General features: G+C 37.3%; 12 protein-coding genes, 2 tRNA genes, 2 pseudogenes and 1 other annotated feature. Of the genes and pseudogenes, 12 read left to right on the top strand and 4 right to left on the bottom strand.

The annotated features are described in order from the left end of the window. From CP368_RS10795 to CP368_RS06885, 8 genes and pseudogenes are all read left to right on the top strand, one after another. Positions 1–221, top strand: a pseudogene (locus CP368_RS10795) (hypothetical protein); the annotation flags it as partial. 269 nt (positions 222–490) lie between these two features. Next, positions 491–2,077, top strand: coding sequence for an ABC transporter ATP-binding protein (locus CP368_RS06915; protein WP_089150223.1), 1,587 nt, complete (start codon positions 491–493; stop codon positions 2,075–2,077). An 86-nt stretch (positions 2,078–2,163) separates the two neighbouring features. Further along, positions 2,164–2,796, top strand: coding sequence for a signal peptidase I (gene lepB / locus CP368_RS06910; protein ID WP_089145715.1), 633 nt, complete (start codon positions 2,164–2,166; stop codon positions 2,794–2,796). 162 nt (positions 2,797–2,958) lie between these two features. Further along, positions 2,959–4,292, top strand: a pseudogene (locus tag CP368_RS06905) (amino acid permease). Positions 4,293–4,364: 72 nt separating this feature from the next. After that, positions 4,365–5,738 carry an amino acid permease gene (locus CP368_RS06900; RefSeq protein ID WP_057726675.1) on the top strand — a complete coding sequence of 458 codons (1,374 nt, stop codon included), beginning with the start codon at positions 4,365–4,367 and terminating at the stop codon, positions 5,736–5,738. A gap of 161 nt (positions 5,739–5,899) precedes the next feature. Beyond that, on the top strand, positions 5,900–7,006 hold the full coding sequence (locus tag CP368_RS06895) for an ATP-binding protein (protein WP_089143218.1): 1,107 nt from the start codon (positions 5,900–5,902) through the stop codon (positions 7,004–7,006). 109 nt (positions 7,007–7,115) lie between these two features. Beyond that, positions 7,116–7,844, top strand: coding sequence for a gamma-glutamyl-gamma-aminobutyrate hydrolase family protein (locus CP368_RS06890; protein ID WP_060461816.1), 729 nt, complete (start codon positions 7,116–7,118; stop codon positions 7,842–7,844). A 12-nt stretch (positions 7,845–7,856) separates the two neighbouring features. Next, positions 7,857–9,248, top strand: coding sequence for an APC family permease (locus CP368_RS06885; RefSeq protein WP_098044253.1), 1,392 nt, complete (start codon positions 7,857–7,859; stop codon positions 9,246–9,248). A gap of 64 nt (positions 9,249–9,312) precedes the next feature. Here CP368_RS06885 and asnA read toward each other — a convergent pair whose 3' ends face one another. Further along, positions 9,313–10,326, bottom strand: a complete 1,014-nt coding sequence (gene asnA / locus CP368_RS06880; RefSeq protein ID WP_023487748.1) for an aspartate--ammonia ligase — start codon at positions 10,324–10,326, stop codon at positions 9,313–9,315. Between the two features lie 59 nt (positions 10,327–10,385). After that, positions 10,386–10,635, bottom strand: a binding site (T-box leader). A gap of 124 nt (positions 10,636–10,759) precedes the next feature. Between asnA and CP368_RS06875 the strand changes: the two genes are divergently transcribed. Beyond that, positions 10,760–11,818 (top strand): DUF871 domain-containing protein, encoded by a 1,059-nt coding sequence (locus CP368_RS06875; RefSeq protein WP_089143221.1) that lies wholly within the window; start codon positions 10,760–10,762, stop codon positions 11,816–11,818. A 76-nt stretch (positions 11,819–11,894) separates the two neighbouring features. On the opposite strand, the gene CP368_RS06870 is transcribed toward CP368_RS06875, so the two are convergent. The 3 genes from CP368_RS06870 to CP368_RS06860 all read right to left on the bottom strand — a co-directional run bounded on the left by CP368_RS06870 (position 11,895) and on the right by CP368_RS06860 (position 13,243). Then, positions 11,895–11,968, bottom strand: a tRNA-Pro gene (locus CP368_RS06870). A gap of 8 nt (positions 11,969–11,976) precedes the next feature. Next, positions 11,977–12,050: transfer RNA gene (locus CP368_RS06865), tRNA-Arg, on the bottom strand. A gap of 200 nt (positions 12,051–12,250) precedes the next feature. After that, complete coding sequence (locus CP368_RS06860; protein WP_098044254.1) at positions 12,251–13,243, bottom strand: GMP reductase; 993 nt, start codon at positions 13,241–13,243, stop codon at positions 12,251–12,253. A 197-nt stretch (positions 13,244–13,440) separates the two neighbouring features. On the opposite strand from CP368_RS06860, the gene CP368_RS06855 reads away from it, so the two are divergent. The 3 genes from CP368_RS06855 to CP368_RS06845 all read left to right on the top strand — a co-directional run bounded on the left by CP368_RS06855 (position 13,441) and on the right by CP368_RS06845 (position 16,481). Further along, positions 13,441–14,730, top strand: coding sequence for an adenylosuccinate synthase (locus tag CP368_RS06855; RefSeq protein WP_013438736.1), 1,290 nt, complete (start codon positions 13,441–13,443; stop codon positions 14,728–14,730). A gap of 6 nt (positions 14,731–14,736) precedes the next feature. Further along, the gene (gene purB, locus CP368_RS06850; RefSeq protein ID WP_098044256.1) at positions 14,737–16,032 is read left to right on the top strand and encodes an adenylosuccinate lyase; all 1,296 of its coding nucleotides are present in this window, start codon (positions 14,737–14,739) and stop codon (positions 16,030–16,032) included. Positions 16,033–16,121: 89 nt separating this feature from the next. Further along, on the top strand, positions 16,122–16,481 hold the full coding sequence (locus CP368_RS06845; protein WP_098036458.1) for a hypothetical protein: 360 nt from the start codon (positions 16,122–16,124) through the stop codon (positions 16,479–16,481). Positions 16,482–16,606: the final 125 nt, after the last annotated feature.

Genomic DNA, 16,606 nt, shown 5'->3' with positions numbered 1-16,606 from the left:
GAATAGCCTTCATGATGATGAATTTAAGCAAATATTGGAACAGAAGATGGTCAAAAGACCAATTTTCTTTGTTCAAAAATAAAAATAGACAGAAAAAGACGGTCAAGCAACTCAAATTAAGAGTTGGATTGATCGTCTTTCAGTATCTAAGGGTTAGTTTTTTCCCAGACACTTTTTGTGCAGAAATTGAATTAGTTTTGCATTTCTGCAAAGTTGTTTGATCTGAAATTAAAATAAGAGTATTATAAAAATATAAAAAATGAGATAATTATAAGCTTTTAATTCGGTGAAAAAGTTCAGAAAAATTATGAGATACTTTAGGCAGATTAAGTACCTCAGGTAAGGAAACTATAAACAAAATTAATTCTTCATTATCTTTGTTTAGACGATAATAAAGAAGCTCTTTTAAGGAATTCATTTTGATTTGTAAGTAACTACTTAAGAAGCGGTATTGAATATGATTAAAAAAGATCTTCAATGAGGAATAATTATGAAGCAAAAATTTATATATCTTCGAGATATTTTTAAAGGGCACTCATCTTTGTGGCTAGGCTTAGTGATAGCTAGTGGTTTTACTGGCTTAGATGGTATTATCTCTCCCGCTGTTATGGGGATGCTCACGAATATTTTAACAAAACGTCAGTTTAATCAAGTTTGGTTAGTTATTGCACTTTTCTTTGTGGCAATGACGTTTACTAATATTGCTTTTTGGTTTTGGCAATATTTTAATTTAAAAATTATTCGAGTTGCTAATACCAAATTGCGTGCAGATGCTTATGATAAGTTTATTACTGCCAGTGATAATCGCGATGAATCGAAAGTAATTTCCTTTATAGATGTAGATGTAAAGCAAATTGAAAATCAGTTTATCAATGCGGTAGTAATGGTAATTTATTGCTTTGAGCAAGCATTGATCACTTTAATCTATATTCTTTATATTAATTCTTGGGTAGCATTGGTTTACCTTGTTTGTGGTTTTTTACCAACGGTTGTTCCCAGGCTTACTAAAAAATGGCTAGAAAAGGGAACCAAGAAGTGGTCCGCTAAATATAAGAAGTATAACTTAGAAGTTTCGGAAGGAGTTAAAGGTTTTCATCTGATTAATAATTATGGCGTTACAGCTAAGATGCAAAAGCTAATTACACATTCGCTTAAGCAAGAAGAAAATGCGTATTTTAAAATGAACTTGCATCAAGAAACTTCACGTTTATTATCAAATACCACTTATGTGATTTCAACAATTATTGCCCTATTAGTTAGTGTGTTGTTTATTATGAATGGTCAAATCACAGTTGGTGCCTTTATTTCGCTATATTTGGCAGCCGATAGGGTAACGAGTCCTATTTTGAGTTCTGTTCAGTTCTTGAATCAGATTAATTCGTCCACTCCACTTTTGGAAGCAGAGATTGATAAATCTAAGCAGCAGCAAATTAATAATTTAACTTATCAAAATCTATCTAAGGATCTTTTACTTGAATTTGATCACGCTAGTTTTGGGTATGATCATGCATTGATAAAAGATATTAATTTTGCTGTTAAAGGTAATAGTCATGTGATGATTGAGGGACCATCTGGTGTGGGAAAGTCAACAATTTTCAAAACTTTATTAAATGAAATACCACTCTTTTCAGGAGAAATTCTAGTTAATTCTAAGTTAAATGATAATGAGTTGAAGCATCAAACTGGTATCATTAGTCAAGATACGTTTATTTTTTCAAAAAGCTTGCGCTTTAATTTGACATTAGGCGAAGATTTCTCTGATGAAGACATGATTGCAATCTTACGAAAGGTTGAATTGGATAAATTTGCCTCAACAGAAGGACTGGATACTAGATTAGGTGAGAATGGAGTCCATCTTTCTGGAGGTGAAAAGCGTAAAATTGAATTAGCTCGTGCATTATTAAGAAAGAAGACAATTTTATTATTAGATGAGGCCTTGTCGGGATTAGATCATCAAAGTATGCAGACTATATTTCAGTTAATTGTTGATTTCAAAGGTACTGTAATCGACATTGAGCATAATTTAAGTGACGAGTATAAGCAAAAATATGGGCAAATTTTAGAGTTGACTAATTAAGTAGCCCAGTTGCTCTAGCTTCCTATTGATTTGGCAATTTCTTCATAAAGTTGTAAACTGTGAAAAAAGACAAAATGGAGAAAATTATGACTGAAAAAAAAGAAGAAAAAGAATCATGGGGTAAGTTTTTCCTAGATATCTTAATTATCTGGGGTATTTTATTTGGCGTTTATATGTTGCTCTTCCACTTCGTTTTGAGCAACGATACGGTGTCTGGTCCATCAATGCAACCAACCTTTCAAAATGGTGATCGATTGATTGCGGAACGTCATGCACAAATCAAACGTGGTGAAGTGGTCATTGTTAAAGCCCCAGATGAACCAGGTGCTTTGTACATTAAGCGTGTTATTGGTTTGCCTGGTGAAAAAATCGTCAGCAAAAATAATCAAATCTACATTAATAATAAAAAGATTGCTCAACCTTGGTTGAAACAAGGAACGAAGTTAATTGATAATGGCTCAGATACATTTTATTCTGAGACTCAGAATTTTACTATGCAGTCACTGATGCGGGCGCGGACTTACCAGCAATACTTTACTAGAGCGCAGATTAAATATGTGCAGGATACTGGGCGCATTCCGAAAGGAACATATTTCGTAATGGGTGATCACCGGAGCGTTTCTAAGGATAGCCGTTATATCGGAACCATTAAGCGTAGTAGTATCGTTGGCGTAGTTAAAGTACGTTACTGGCCGTTGAACCAATTTAAAGTTTACTAATAATGAAGATATTCCTAAGGGAATATCTTTTTTAGATAAAAAATAATTGCATGAATTGGCATAAGACTATATAATTCAAAAAAAGCAAACTTGATGGAGCAACATGTTTCATTTAAAAAACATGCCGCTCCATTTTTTATTTTGAGGAAGGTGCGAGTAATTATGGATGAGAAGCCGAGATTAAAACGTGGGCTTAAGAGTCGTCACGTAACAATGATTGCAATAGGGGGAGCCATTGGTACTGGCCTATTCTTAGGTTCTGGTTCAGCCATTCATAGTGCTGGCCCTTCAATTATTTTGTCGTACTTAATCGTAGGGATTATCACCTTTTTTATGATGCGTGCTTTAGGAGAGCTTATTTTAGCCGATCCTGATAGTCATTCATTTTTAGAATCAATCAAAAAATATTTAGGTAAGCGTGCCGAATGTACTGGGCTTGCTGGCTTAGTTTAGCTATGGCTGATTTGACTGCGACAGGAATTTATTTAAGATACTGGTTTCCGTGGCTACCGCAATGGGTTGGCCCTTTAGTAATTGTGATCTTATTGATGTTGATTAACATGGTAAATGTCGGATTATTTGGTGAACTGGAAAGTTGGTTCTCAATGATTAAGGTAATGGCAATTGTAGTCTTAATCATTACCGGTGCTGTAATGTTGTTACTTCATACGCATGTAAAGGGCGGTTATGTTTCACTAACTAATTTAGTTAATCATGGTGGCTTTTTCCCAACTGGGATTTGGGGCTTTCTTTTATCATTTCAAATGGTTGTTTTTGCCTTTGTTGGGGTAGAAATTGTAGGTCAAACTGCTAGTGAAACAGCTAATCCGCAAAAGGATATTCCTAAGGCAATTAACACTTTGCCAGTTAGAATCGGCCTTTTTTATGTGGGCTCAATGTTGGCAATTATGTCTGTTTATCCATGGAATCACATTACAACTACTTCAAGTCCCTTTGTCCAGGTCTTTACCGGCATCGGTGTTACAGCGGCTGCAGGGATTTTAAATTTTGTCGTTTTGACTGCAGCTATGTCAGCGACTAATAGTGCAATCTTTTCAACTAGTCGATCACTTTATTCATTAGCACGTAACGGCCATGCACCTAAAAGACTAGGTGAATTGACCAAAAAAGCAATTCCAATGAACGCTTTGATGACCTCTTCATTAATTTTATTTGTAGTAGTTGCCTTAAACTATTTAATGCCAGCAGAAATATTCTCCGTTGTCTCAACTGTTTCAACAATTTGTTTTGTGATTGTTTGGATCATGATTATGGCAGCACATATTGTTTATCGCAAACAGAATAAGCAGAATTTAGGCAGCTTTAAAATGCCGGGCTACCCAGTAACTAGCTGGCTTACGCTTGCCTTTTACATTGGTATTTTAATCTTATTATTCTTTATCAAATCAACGCAGCTGGCTTTGATTATTTCGATTTTATTTGCAATCTTTTTAGCGATCAGCTACAGTTTTGTTCGAAAAAATGATAAGGTATAGTGATTAAAGATAAATGAGAATAGATATATTTCCTAGGAAATTTTTACAGATGCTAAAGAAAGGAAGTTGGAAATGGCGAAGAAAGCACCTGAATTAAAGCGGTCGATGACAGCCGGACAGATGGAAATGATCTCACTTGGAGGAGCAATTGGTGTTGGACTATTCATGGGGGCTAGCTCAACCATTAAGTGGACCGGTCCTTCAGTACTGCTAGCTTATATTTTTGTTGGGGTTATTTTGTATATCGTAATGCGGGCATTAGGTGAGATGCTTTATGTTGATCCAGGTACTGGTTCTTTTGCAGACTATGCTTCAGAGCATGTGCATCCAATTGCCGGCTATTTAGCCGAATGGGCAAACGTGTTTCAATACATTGTTGTCGGAATTTCTGAGGTGGTGGCAACAACAGAGTATTTGCGCTTTTGGTGGAAAGGCACCTCTGATTGGGCTGCCGGCGTAATTATTATTTTATTTTTGCTGGTGGCTAACTTAGCTAGTGCGAAAGCTTATGCAACCTTGGAATTCTGGTTTGCCATGATCAAGGTTGTAACGATTATCTTAATGATTTTGCTTGGCTTTGCGGTAATTCTATTTGGCTTTGGTAATGGCGGTCATCCAGTAGGCTTTTCTAACCTGTGGAGTCATGGCGGCTTCTTCACTGGTGGTCTCAAGGGCTTCTTTTTCTCAATGGCCATTATTGTTGGTTCTTATGAAGGAATTGAGCTAATTGGGATTTCAGCTGGTGAAGTATCTGATCCGCATAAGGCCATTGTTAAAAGCGTGAAGTCAGTATTGTGGCGGATTTTGATCTTTTATGTTGGGGCAATTTTTGTGATTGTCACAATTTATCCATGGAATAAATTAGATAGCATTGGCTCACCGTTTGTAACGACCTTTGCCAAGGTGGGAATTACCGCGGCAGCTTCAGTAATTAACTTTGTAGTTTTGACTGCAGCTTTGTCCGGTGCAAACTCAGGAATTTATTCATCAAGTCGAATGTTGTATAAATTGGCACACGAAGGTGAAGCACCTAAGACTTTTGGTCACGTATCTAAGAGAATCGTGCCTAGTCATGCGATCATTGGAATTACCAGTGGAATTTTCGTTGGTTTTATGCTTAATGTGTTAGCCCAATTTTTGAATAAATCATTGGCTAATATCTTCGTGATTGTCTATAGTTCGTCTGTTTTGCCAGGGATGGTAGCTTGGTTTGTGATCCTGCTAGCAGAGTTACGCTTTAGACGAAAGAATCCACACTTGATGGAGAATCACCCGTTTAAATTGCCGCTTTATCCATATTCAAATTACTTTGCTTTGATTATGCTGGTAGTAATTGTTGTCTTCATGTTCATTAATCCGGAGACGCAAATTTCAGTAGCGGTTGGTGCAGCAGTGTTGATTATTGCGGCACTGATTTATGTGGTTAAGCATCAAAAAGATAAATAAAATTGAGTAGTAGGTAAGAAGCCTGCTGCTTTTTTATTGCAGTAAGATACATAGAGATACATAAAGATACACAAATTAATTCAAGATACATAGAGATACACAAAAATACACAAAAATAATATAATAAACATAAAAGATAGAGTAATTGATGAGGTGATAAAATGAACAATCCATTTAATCCTAGTTTTGGTAGAATTCCCGCTGTTTTTTTGCATCGAGGTCAATTGATTGATGATGTGGTTAATGAAATAAATAATCCAAATAGTCCATATAAGATTTCGATTGTTTACGGGATGCGTGGAGTCGGCAAAACTACATTTTTGACTGAGGTTGGCAAAAGAGTTGAAAAGAATCCTGACTGGATCGTTGTTGATTTGGCTATGGGATCAAATTTAATGGCAGCTTTAGTTGATAGTATGTATATGAAAGCTGGAAATGAATTACAAAAAATCTTTGAATCTATTAAAGGCTTAAATTTTTCTGCCTTTGGTTTACAGCTTTCTGCAGAGATAAGTCAGCCTACTTTTTCTACTTATCAAGGTATTTTGACAAATATGTTCGATAAGTTAAGAAAAAAGGGGATTAAGGTTTTAATTACTTTAGACGAAGTGAAGTCTAATCGTGAATTAAAAGATTTTGCAGGTTATTATCAATTATTAAATCGAAAAGATTATCCTGTGGCCTTAATGATGACAGGGCTTCCTGAAAATATATCTGAGTTACAAAATGAAGATGTAATGACTTTTTTATTGCGCGGAAAAAGAATAGCTTTATCTGCTTTAAACTTAGCTCAAATCGAAGTTAGTTATAACAATGTATTTAAACAATCAGGATTTCAGGTAACAGAAGATATTCTTAGCAAAATGGCGCTAATGACAATGGGTTATTCGTATGCCTTTCAATTATTGGGCTATTTGGTTTGGAATAGTGCAAAAAAAAATAAAATAATTGATCAAAATCTGCTAGATAAAATTAAGCCAGAATATCTAGTTGAATTAGATCAAAACGCATATACGAAGATTTTTAGTAGTCTATCAAAACAAGATAAAAAATTTGCTTTAGCAATGGCCCAGAGTTCAGAACAACGTGTTTCGATCAAAGAAATTCGTGAACGATTAAACCGCCCAAGCAATTTTGTAGCTAATTATCGTAGACGCTTGTTAGACGATCAGATTATTAAGTCAACTAACTATGGTGAAGTTGCATTTACGCTTCCGTTTTTCAAAGAATATGTTTTGCAACAACATCGATTTGAACAAGGATTATAAAAAGCAGAATAATCAAAATTAAAGCTACAATCAGTATTTTTAATTGTACTTTTTGCATAAATTTCTCTATAATATTACATACAAAAAGTAAGCAAAAGGAGGAGCATAAATGACAAAACCAATTATCGGTATCTCAGGTTCTGTAATTATTGACGATGGAGGAATTTTCCCTGGTTATCATCGTAGTTATGTGAACGAAGACTATGTAGATTCAGTAGTTCAAAATGGTGGTGTGCCTTACATTATTCCATTTACTGAAAATGATGAGGTAATTCGTGAACAGCTTAATCATGTTCAAGGCTTGATCTTATCTGGTGGGCATGATGTTGATCCACGTTTTTATGGCGAAGAACCAATGCAAAAGATTGGTGCTACTTGGCCTGAACGCGATCATTTTGATATGCGCTTGTTAAAGTTAGCAGAAGAAAATGGTATTCCGGTACTCGGCATTTGTCGTGGTGCTCAAATTATTAATGTGGCTCATGGCGGTACGCTTTACCAAGATCTTTCATACAGAAAAGAACTTACTTTGAAACACATGCAAGGTCATACGCCAACTTTGCCTACTCATAGTATGGAAGTGGAAGCTGATAGTAAATTGGCTGAAATTTTGGGCAAAACTGAATTTCGCGTTAATTCTTTCCACCATCAATTAATTAAAGACGTTGCACCAGATTTAAAAGCAGTGGCAACAGCTCCTGATGGTGTGGTTGAAGGGCTAGAAAATAAACAAGGTAATGTCATTGCCGTGCAGTGGCATCCTGAAATGTTGCACCGTAATTCCGATGTAGCGTTTATGAATAACTTATTTAAGTTTGTTGTTGATAATGCAAAGTAAGGAAGCAAATAGATGAGTGAAAAAACAGGAGATAAATTAGGCTTTTGGTCAATTGTGCTGTTAGCGATTAATGCCATTATTGGTTCGGGTATTTTTTTAACACCTGGTAGTGTAGTACAACAAGCCGGTAGTAAAGCCTTAGTTGTATATTTAATTGCGGCAATTTTTGCAGCGATTCTGGCCATTTCGTTTGCGGCAGCTTCAAAGTATGTCACTAAATCTGGTGCTGCCTATGCTTATTCCAAGGCCGCTTTTGGTAAAAAAATTGGCTTTTATATGGGAGTTCTGCGTTACTTCTCAGCCAGTGTAGCTTGGGGCGTAATGGCTGTTGGGGTAATTAAGTCAACTATTTCAATTTTTGGCGGAAATCCCAATAAGGCAATAAATGTCACAATTGGCTTTTTGATCTTGATGGCAATTATTACCGTGATCAACTTGTTTGGTCAAAAAGTAGTTAAGTATGTAATGAATTTAGCCACGATCGGTAAGTTGGCTGCATTGGTGTTAATTATTATTGCTGGAGTAGTTTTGTTAATTACTACTGGTGCATCAAGCAACCTAGGACAAGTAGATCAATTGACTCAGAATGGTCAGAAAATTGTGCCAACTTTAACTACAACTACCTTTGTCATGGCAATTGTTTCAGCCTTCTATGCCTTTACCGGCTTTGAATCAGTAGCTTCTGGTTCAGAAGATATGAAGAACCCTGAAAAGAACTTGCCACGAGCAATTCCATTGGCAATCTTAATTATTGCGGTTGTCTATATCGGCGTTGTAGCGGTAGCGATGGTACTTAATCCACGCGCTTTAATGACGACTAAGCAAGTTGTAGCGATTGCGGCTATTTTTAATAATGAAATCTTACGTGATGTGATCTTAGTTGGTGCCTTGGTTTCAATGTTTGGGATCAACGTAGCTTCCAGCTTTAATGCTCCACGTATTCTGGAAGCTATGGCTCGAGAGGGTCAGATGTCACAAGCTTTAACTAAGAGAACTAAGAATAACTTCCCAATTAGAACTTTCTTTATCTCTGTTGGCTTGGCAATTTTGATTCCGATGGCCTTTGAATACAATATGGTCAACTTGATTACTTTGAGCGCGATGGTTAGATTCTTAGGTTTCATCGTGGTACCTCTAGCAGTTATTCAATTTTACCGTGGTAAGGCAAAAGAAGATATCTTAAAGGCTAATAAGAGCGTTATGACTGATGTTATTGTGCCAATTTTATCTGTTGTGATTGTGATCTTCTTGTTAGTTGAATATAACTGGAAGGCACAATTTGGTGTAGTAAACGCAGCAGGGCAAGTTATCGGTGTTAACTGGTATGCCATTGCGATGATGGTCTTTGGCTTTGTATTGTTGCCACTCATTATGGCTTGGATTTCTAGAAGAGAACGGAAATAAAATCAATAGAAAAAAGATCCTACATTTTGCAGGATCTTTTTTGGTATGTAAAAAAATCTTAAAATTACAGCAACTTAATATCGTCAGCTTCACAAGCCTCAACCATATCTTCTGGCCAAATAGAAGCTTGTACTTCACCAATGTGAGCCTTACCTAACAGCAACATACAGAGACGAGATTGACCGATTCCGCCGCCGATTGAATAAGGTAATTCACCCTTCAAAAGCATTTGGTGGAATGGCAATTTTTCGCGATCTTCGCAATGTGCCTTCTTTAGTTGTTCACGTAAGCTTTCCTCACTAACACGGATCCCCATTGAAGAGATTTCAATCTTACTGTTAAGCGGTTCATACCAGAAGACTAAGTCACCGTTTAATTGCCAATCATCGTAGTCTGGTGCACGGCCATCGTGTGGTTCACCACTACGCTTTAACTTGTCACCAATTTTCATAATAAAGACGGCTTTTTCTTCTTTAGCAATCTTATCTTCACGTTCTTCTGGAGAAAGATCAGGCCAGCGATCTTCTAATTCTTGAGTAGTAATAAATGAAACGTGATCAGCTAGGCGATAAGTAGAGCCTGGGTAGCGTGCAGCAACCAGCTTTTCAGTTGCCTTAATTGCCTTAAAAATGTTCATCACAGTAACTTCAAGTGTGTCGGTGTTGCGTTCTTGTTTACTAATAATCTTTTCCCAGTCCCATTGGTCAACATAGATGGAGTGGAAGTTATCAAGATCTTCGTCCCGGCGGATGGCGTTCATGTTGGTGTAAAGTCCTTCATGCATTCCGAAACCATAGCGTTTCAAAGCCAATCTCTTCCATTTAGCCAATGAGTGAACTACTTCGATAGTATCTTCTTTAGGCATTGCCTTCATGTCAAAGGCAACGGGACGTTCAACACCATTTAAGTTGTCGTTTAAGCCGGTCTTTTTTTCAACAAACATTGGAGCTGACATTCTTTGTAAACCGAGAATTTCTGCCAATTTATCTTGGAAGGTTTCACGAATAAATACAATCGCAGCTTCAGTGTCGCGCACAGTTAATGTTGGGTGATAATCTTTAGGTAAAATAAGTGTCATAATTAAGTCCTCTTTCTAATGTACTTAGAGCAAAGAAAAAGCCCTTCGCTCCCTAAAAAAACAGGGACGAAAGGCTTTTTTCCGCGGTACCACCCACATTGTCTATATTTTAATAGACCGACTCATGAAGCACTATCATGCTCCACCGGCGTGGTAACGTACCGGAGACGTCTCAACCTACTCTAAGGATTGTTATTTCGGTGAGCTGCTAAAAGTGTTTTTCAATAATCCAGGGTCTATTAGTTTCACACTAGCACTAATTCACTGGAAAGAATTAGATTATTTACTCGTCTTTTTCATCGCTTTTTAATTTGTTTATATGTATTTAACATTATTTTTTAGAAAAAAGCAAGCAAAAAATGTAGTAAGATATTTAGGAAAGCGTTTAAGTTATAGATAATAAAAGAAATTAATTAATTTTAGAGGAATAAGAATGTTAGGATTTTCTGTTTATCTAGGACACGATTTGACGTCCGAGAATTACAATTATTTGCTGACGATGCGCAATAGTGGATTTACCTGCGTTTTTACTCAGCTAGCTGTACCTGATACTGATAGTGAGACGATTTTAAATCGGCTGGCGGACTTAACTAATTGGTGTCAAAAACTAGACTTGAAAATTATTGCAGATGTCACGGCAGATGATCTGCAAGATTTGGGTATTAATGTCAATAGTGTTGAGCAAATTAAAGGTTTGAGTCTAACTGGTCTTAGAGTAGATCATGGATTTTCTACTGATATTATTGCCAAGTTGTCCAAAGAAATGCCGATAGTTCTAAATGCCAGCATTATTACGCAACAAAATATTGATGATCTGCGTTATAGCAATGCAAATTTTGAAAAATTAACAGCAGGACATAACTTCTACCCACGTCCTGAAACAGGTCTTGATGCACACTGGATGCAAAAGAAGAATGAGTGGCTTAAGCAATATGGTTTGAAAACAGCAGCCTTTATTTCAGGAAATGGCAAATTGCGTGGACCAATTTTTGCAGGATTGCCAACGTTGGAGAAGCAGCGATATGAAAACCCATTAGCTGCGATCTTAGAATTGAAAGATTATGATTGCGATCACATTTTTGTGGGAGATCCGCAACTTACGAGGGATGCAATTGAATCGATTACTAATTATCAAAAACAGGGTGCAATTACACTGCATTTAGATACTGATATACCAGAATTGTTTGGCAATGATTGGCATAATCGTCCAGATGTGGCGCGTGACGTAGTTCGCTTAAAGGAAAGCAGAAAAAAGATGTTTTTGTCAACAGAGCCGCAAGATAATATTTATGCTAGACCAACTGGCAGCGTGACGATTGATAATCATTTGTATCCGCGTTATGAGGGCGAAATCGAGATTACTAAACGCGATTTGCCATGCAATGAGAAAGTAAATGTTTTGGCCCAGGTTAAAGATTACGATTTACCGTTATTGAAATATGTAGATTCAGATACACAGATTATCTTTAGACGAGCTACTAAAGGGGCATAGCATGATAAGTATTTCCGAGGAAATACTTATTTTTTTACACAAAAAAACCGCACTTCAATGAAATGCGGTTAACTTATCGGGAAAACAGGATTCGAACCTGCGACCCCCTGGTCCCAAACCAGGTGCTCTACCAAACTGAGCCATTTCCCGTTTTTAAGTGCGCCCTGAAGGATTTGAACCTTCAACCTTCTGATTCGTAGTCAGACACTCTATCCAGTTGCGCTAAGGGCGCATCTATCAACTCAATTAGTATAACATAAATATAAACGATGTCCAATATTTTTTTGCAAGAAAAAAAGCCTAGTTACTGTCTACCCTCCAGTAACTAGACCTATACTATTCTATCGAAAAAATGATAATAAAACTATCTTATTACAAAATAATTAACAAAAAATAATCAAAATGCAAATATTTTGTACTAAAAATGTCTAATTATCTATCCCCATCGAAGATATTGTCTTTGACGATGACGTAATCAACGAGTTTGATGGAGTTCAAATCGCGTCCGCCCGCATATGAAATTGATGATTGTAGATCTTCTTTCATTTCACGCAAAGTATCTTTAATTGATCCGCGATAGGGCACAAGCATTTGTTTCCCCTCTACATTCTTGTAGGCACCTTTTTGTACTGCAGAGGCTGAGCCCCAATATTGCTTATAAGTTTTGCCATTAATTTTGATAACATTGCCGGGAGATTCCTCGTGACCAGCAAAAAGTGAACCGATCATCACCATAGTTGCTCCAAAGCGAACGGACTTCGCAATATCACCGTTATGACGAATACCACCGTCTGCGATTAATGGTTTTGAAGCCACCTTACTACACATACGAAGTGCGGCCAGTTGCCATCCACCTGTACCAAAGCCTGTCTTGAGTTTGGTGATGCAGGCACGACCAGGACCAACACCAACTTTAGTGGCATCAGCGCCGGCATTTTCAAGTTCACGTACGGCTTCTGGTGTAGCAATGTTACCAGCAGTCAAAAATGAATCAGGCAATTTTTCCTTAATGTACTTGATCATCTTAATTACATAAACTGAATAACCATGGGCTACATCGATTGTGATGTATTCAGGCTTAAGGTTTTGCTTAACCAATTCGTCGATAAAATCATATTCACTATCTTTAATACCGACTGAAATAGAAGCAAAGAGGCCCTTTTCGTGCATCATCTTGATAAAAGGAATTCTCTTCTCTGGTTCAAAACGGTGCATTACATAGTAATAACCGTTTTCTGCTAACCAAACGGCCAAGTCATCATTAATGACGCTTTCCATATTAGCTGGTACAACCGGTATTTTAAATGTTCGGCTTCCGAACTTTACGCTAGTATCCGCGTCACGACGGCTTTTGATGATTCCCTTATTAGGAATAAGTTGGATATCATCATAATCAAAGGCTTCCATACTAAAATAATTACTCAATTTGATTTGCTCCTTATGTAGTGCTTTACCAAACGAAAACTACTATATGGGATAAAATTTAATTTGTCAATATAGAAATCGAACTATTAAAGAAAATAAAAATAAAATAATTCGGATTTTGCATTGACTAATAATTTACAAATTGCTAGACTAGCTTACGTAATATTTATAGAAATTTTTTATGAGGTGAATTTCAAATGACAGCAGTTGCAGTCGTAGGTAGTCAATGGGGCGATGAAGGGAAAGGAAAGATTACTGACTTTTTGAGTAAAGAAGCCGCAATGGCAGTTCGCTCAAATGGTGGTAACAACGCAGGCCACACAATTGATATTGATGGCAAAGAGTTCAAGATGCGTTTGATTCCTTCCGGTATTTTTGCCGCATCTAAGGGTGCAGTAATTGGTAACGGTGTAGTTATCAACCCAGAAGTTATGTTTGGTGAACTTGATAACTTGGAAAAGAACGGAATCGATACCAGCAAGTTAAGAATTTCTAACCGTGCTAACATCATCATGCCTTACGACATTAAGCAAGATGAATACCAAGAAGAAGCTAAGGGTGCTAACAAGATTGGTACTACTAAGAATGGTATTGGACCAACTTACATGGACAAGGCTTCAAGAATCGGTATTCGCGTTTGTGATTTGCTTGAAAAAGATACTTTTGAAGAAAAATTACGCCTTAACCTAAAGCTTAAGAATGAATTATTTACTAAGGTTTATGGTAAGCCAGCTCTTAAGTTTGAAGACATTTTTGACAAGTACTATGAATACGGCCAAAAGATGAAGAAGTACGTTACTGATACTTCAGTTTTGGTTAACGATGCACTTGATAACGGCGAAAAGGTCCTCTTTGAAGGTGCACAAGGTACTATGCTTGATATTGACGAAGGTACTTACCCATACGTAACTTCATCAAACACTATCTCAGGCGGTATCTGCTCAGGTATTGGTATGGGTGCTAACCGTTTGAACACTGTAATCGGTGTCTGCAAGGCTTACACCACTCGTGTTGGTGAAGGTCCATTCCCAACTGAACTTCTTGATGAAGTTGGTGACAGAATTCGTGACACTGCTCATGAATACGGTACTGTTACCGGTCGTCCACGTCGTGTTGGTTGGTTTGACTCCGTTGCCCTTCGTCACGCTAAGCGTGTGTCAGGCATTAACGGCTTAAGCTTGAACTTGCTTGATGTCTTCTCAGGCTTTGACAAGATTAAGATTGCTACTGCTTACGAACTTGATGGTAAGAAGATTGATTACTACCCAGCAAGTTTGAAGGAACTCTACCGCTGCAAACCTGTTTATGAAGAACTTCCAGCATGGGATGAAGATATTACTCAAGTTAAGACTTGGGATGCTCTTCCAGAAAATGCTAAGAAGTTCTTGAATCGTGTTTCAGAATTGGTCGGTGTACCACTTGTTACTGTTTCAGTTGGTCCTGACCGTGAACAAACTATCGTATTGAAGAATCCATGGGAAATGTAAAGATTTATGATTGATCGTTATACTCGTCCCGAAATGGGCAAAATTTGGACTGATGAAAATAAATACGCAGCTTGGCTTGAAGTAGAAATTGCTGCTACTAGAGCTTGGGCTGAACAAGGCGAAGTGCCAAAAGAAGATGCAGAAAAGATTGCTAAGAATGCTAAATTTACTGCAGAACGTGTGGCAGAACTTGAACAAGTTACTCATCACGACGTTGTAGCCTTCACCCGTACGGTTTCTGAAAGCCTTGGTCCTGAAAAGAAGTGGGTTCACTTCGGCCTTACTTCTACTGATGTAGTAGATACTGCACAAGGACTTTTGCTTAAGCAAGCCGATGAAATCATTAGAAAAGATTTGCATGAATTAAAGGAAACCATTGCGGAAAAGGCTAGAAAGTACAAGTACACTGTTGAAATGGGTCGTACCCACGGTGTGCAAGCTGAACCTACTACTTTTGGTTTGAAGCTTGCTCGTTGGTATGCCGAAATTAACCGTGATATTGAACGTTTTGAACACGCAGCCAAAGGGGTAGAATCAGGCAAGATTTCAGGTGCTGTTGGTACTTTTGCTAACGTTCCACCTGAGATTGAAACAAGCGTTATGAAGCAACTTGGTTTAACGCAACAACCAATTACTAGCCAAGTATTGCCACGTGATTTGCACGCAGAATACATCGCAATGCTTGCTTTGATTGCAACCAGTATTGAAAACTGGGCTACTGAAATTCGTGGACTTCAAAGAAGTGAAATTCATGAAGTTGAAGAACACTTCCGTGCAGGTCAAAAGGGTTCTTCCGCAATGCCTCACAAGCGTAACCCAATTGGTTCAGAAAACCTTTGTGGTATGGCCCGGGTATTGCGTGGTCATGTCGTTACAGCTTATGAAGATGTTGCCCTTTGGCACGAACGTGATATTTCTCACTCAAGTGCTGAACGTGTAATTTTACCTGATACCACAATCGGTATCGACTACATGTTGCACCGCTTCAACCGTATTTTGAGCAACTTGGATGTCTTCCCAGAAACTATGCTCCAGAACATGGATCGTACCTACGGTTTGATTTACTCACAACGTGTACTCCTTAAGTTGATTGATGAAGCAGGACTTTCTCGTGAAAAGGCCTATGATATGGTCCAAAAGTTGACTGCTAAGTCATGGAATGAACAAAAACAATTTAAACCTCTAGTTGAAAATAGCGAAATTATGAACTACCTTTCTAAAGAAGATATTGATGATGCATTCGATTATCACTACCACTTACGTCATGTTGATGATATCTTCAAGAAGTGTGGTTTGGACTAATTGATAAAATACTTAATTACAAAGAAGCGTTTGGAGAAATTCCAAGCGCTTTTTTGGTACAATGGGAACATATTAGAGGGGACATATTTATGAAAAAATTTGGTTCATTTTTTGTTAGATTAATCGTATTGCTTGCAGGTATTGCCTTAGCTGGCTTTCTTGTTTGGCAATTATTCACCGATGCAACTTTACTTGACGTTGACGTGCAAACTAAGGGACCGGTCATTGTTGTAATTTATAGTTTGATCGCATTGATTTCATTAGGCGCCAGCGCTAGCTTTTTTACCGATAAAAATTTAGGTTCAACGATCTTTTTAGGAGCAGTCTTAGCAGTAATTGCTTTAGTTCTGTGGGTTCAAAACCAAGATTTAGCTAATATCTATCGCTGGTACTTCATTTACGGCTTATTAGTCTCACTATTAAGTCCATTTTTCAGAAAAGAAGACTAAATTTCAAAAAAATTTTACGCCTTTTTTGCGTAATAAATAGTAGAGGGGAAAAACTCTACTATTTTTTTGGCAATGTCATTAAGTTAAGACATTGACAAATTGATAGTTTAAGCTTTTAGATCATT

The organism is Lactobacillus sp. UMNPBX17 (genome assembly GCF_002553735.1).
In the GTDB taxonomy this organism is placed as follows: domain Bacteria; phylum Bacillota; class Bacilli; order Lactobacillales; family Lactobacillaceae; genus Lactobacillus; species Lactobacillus gallinarum.
Note: the sequence above shows the minus strand (reverse complement) of the source record. Positions and strands in the feature narration are given on the sequence as shown.

Coding starts and splice junctions, on each gene's coding strand:
- CP368_RS06845 (WP_098036458.1), top strand. CDS start 16,122: ATGAAAAAATTTGGTTCATTTTTTGTTAGATTAATCGTATTGCTTGCA.
- CP368_RS06895 (WP_089143218.1), top strand. CDS start 5,900: ATGAACAATCCATTTAATCCTAGTTTTGGTAGAATTCCCGCTGTTTTT.
- asnA (WP_023487748.1), bottom strand. CDS start 10,326: ATGACACTTATTTTACCTAAAGATTATCACCCAACATTAACTGTGCGC.
- CP368_RS06890 (WP_060461816.1), top strand. CDS start 7,116: ATGACAAAACCAATTATCGGTATCTCAGGTTCTGTAATTATTGACGAT.
- lepB (WP_089145715.1), top strand. CDS start 2,164: ATGACTGAAAAAAAAGAAGAAAAAGAATCATGGGGTAAGTTTTTCCTA.
- CP368_RS06900 (WP_057726675.1), top strand. CDS start 4,365: ATGGCGAAGAAAGCACCTGAATTAAAGCGGTCGATGACAGCCGGACAG.
- purB (WP_098044256.1), top strand. CDS start 14,737: ATGATTGATCGTTATACTCGTCCCGAAATGGGCAAAATTTGGACTGAT.
- CP368_RS06885 (WP_098044253.1), top strand. CDS start 7,857: ATGAGTGAAAAAACAGGAGATAAATTAGGCTTTTGGTCAATTGTGCTG.
- CP368_RS06855 (WP_013438736.1), top strand. CDS start 13,441: ATGACAGCAGTTGCAGTCGTAGGTAGTCAATGGGGCGATGAAGGGAAA.
- CP368_RS06875 (WP_089143221.1), top strand. CDS start 10,760: ATGTTAGGATTTTCTGTTTATCTAGGACACGATTTGACGTCCGAGAAT.
- CP368_RS06915 (WP_089150223.1), top strand. CDS start 491: ATGAAGCAAAAATTTATATATCTTCGAGATATTTTTAAAGGGCACTCA.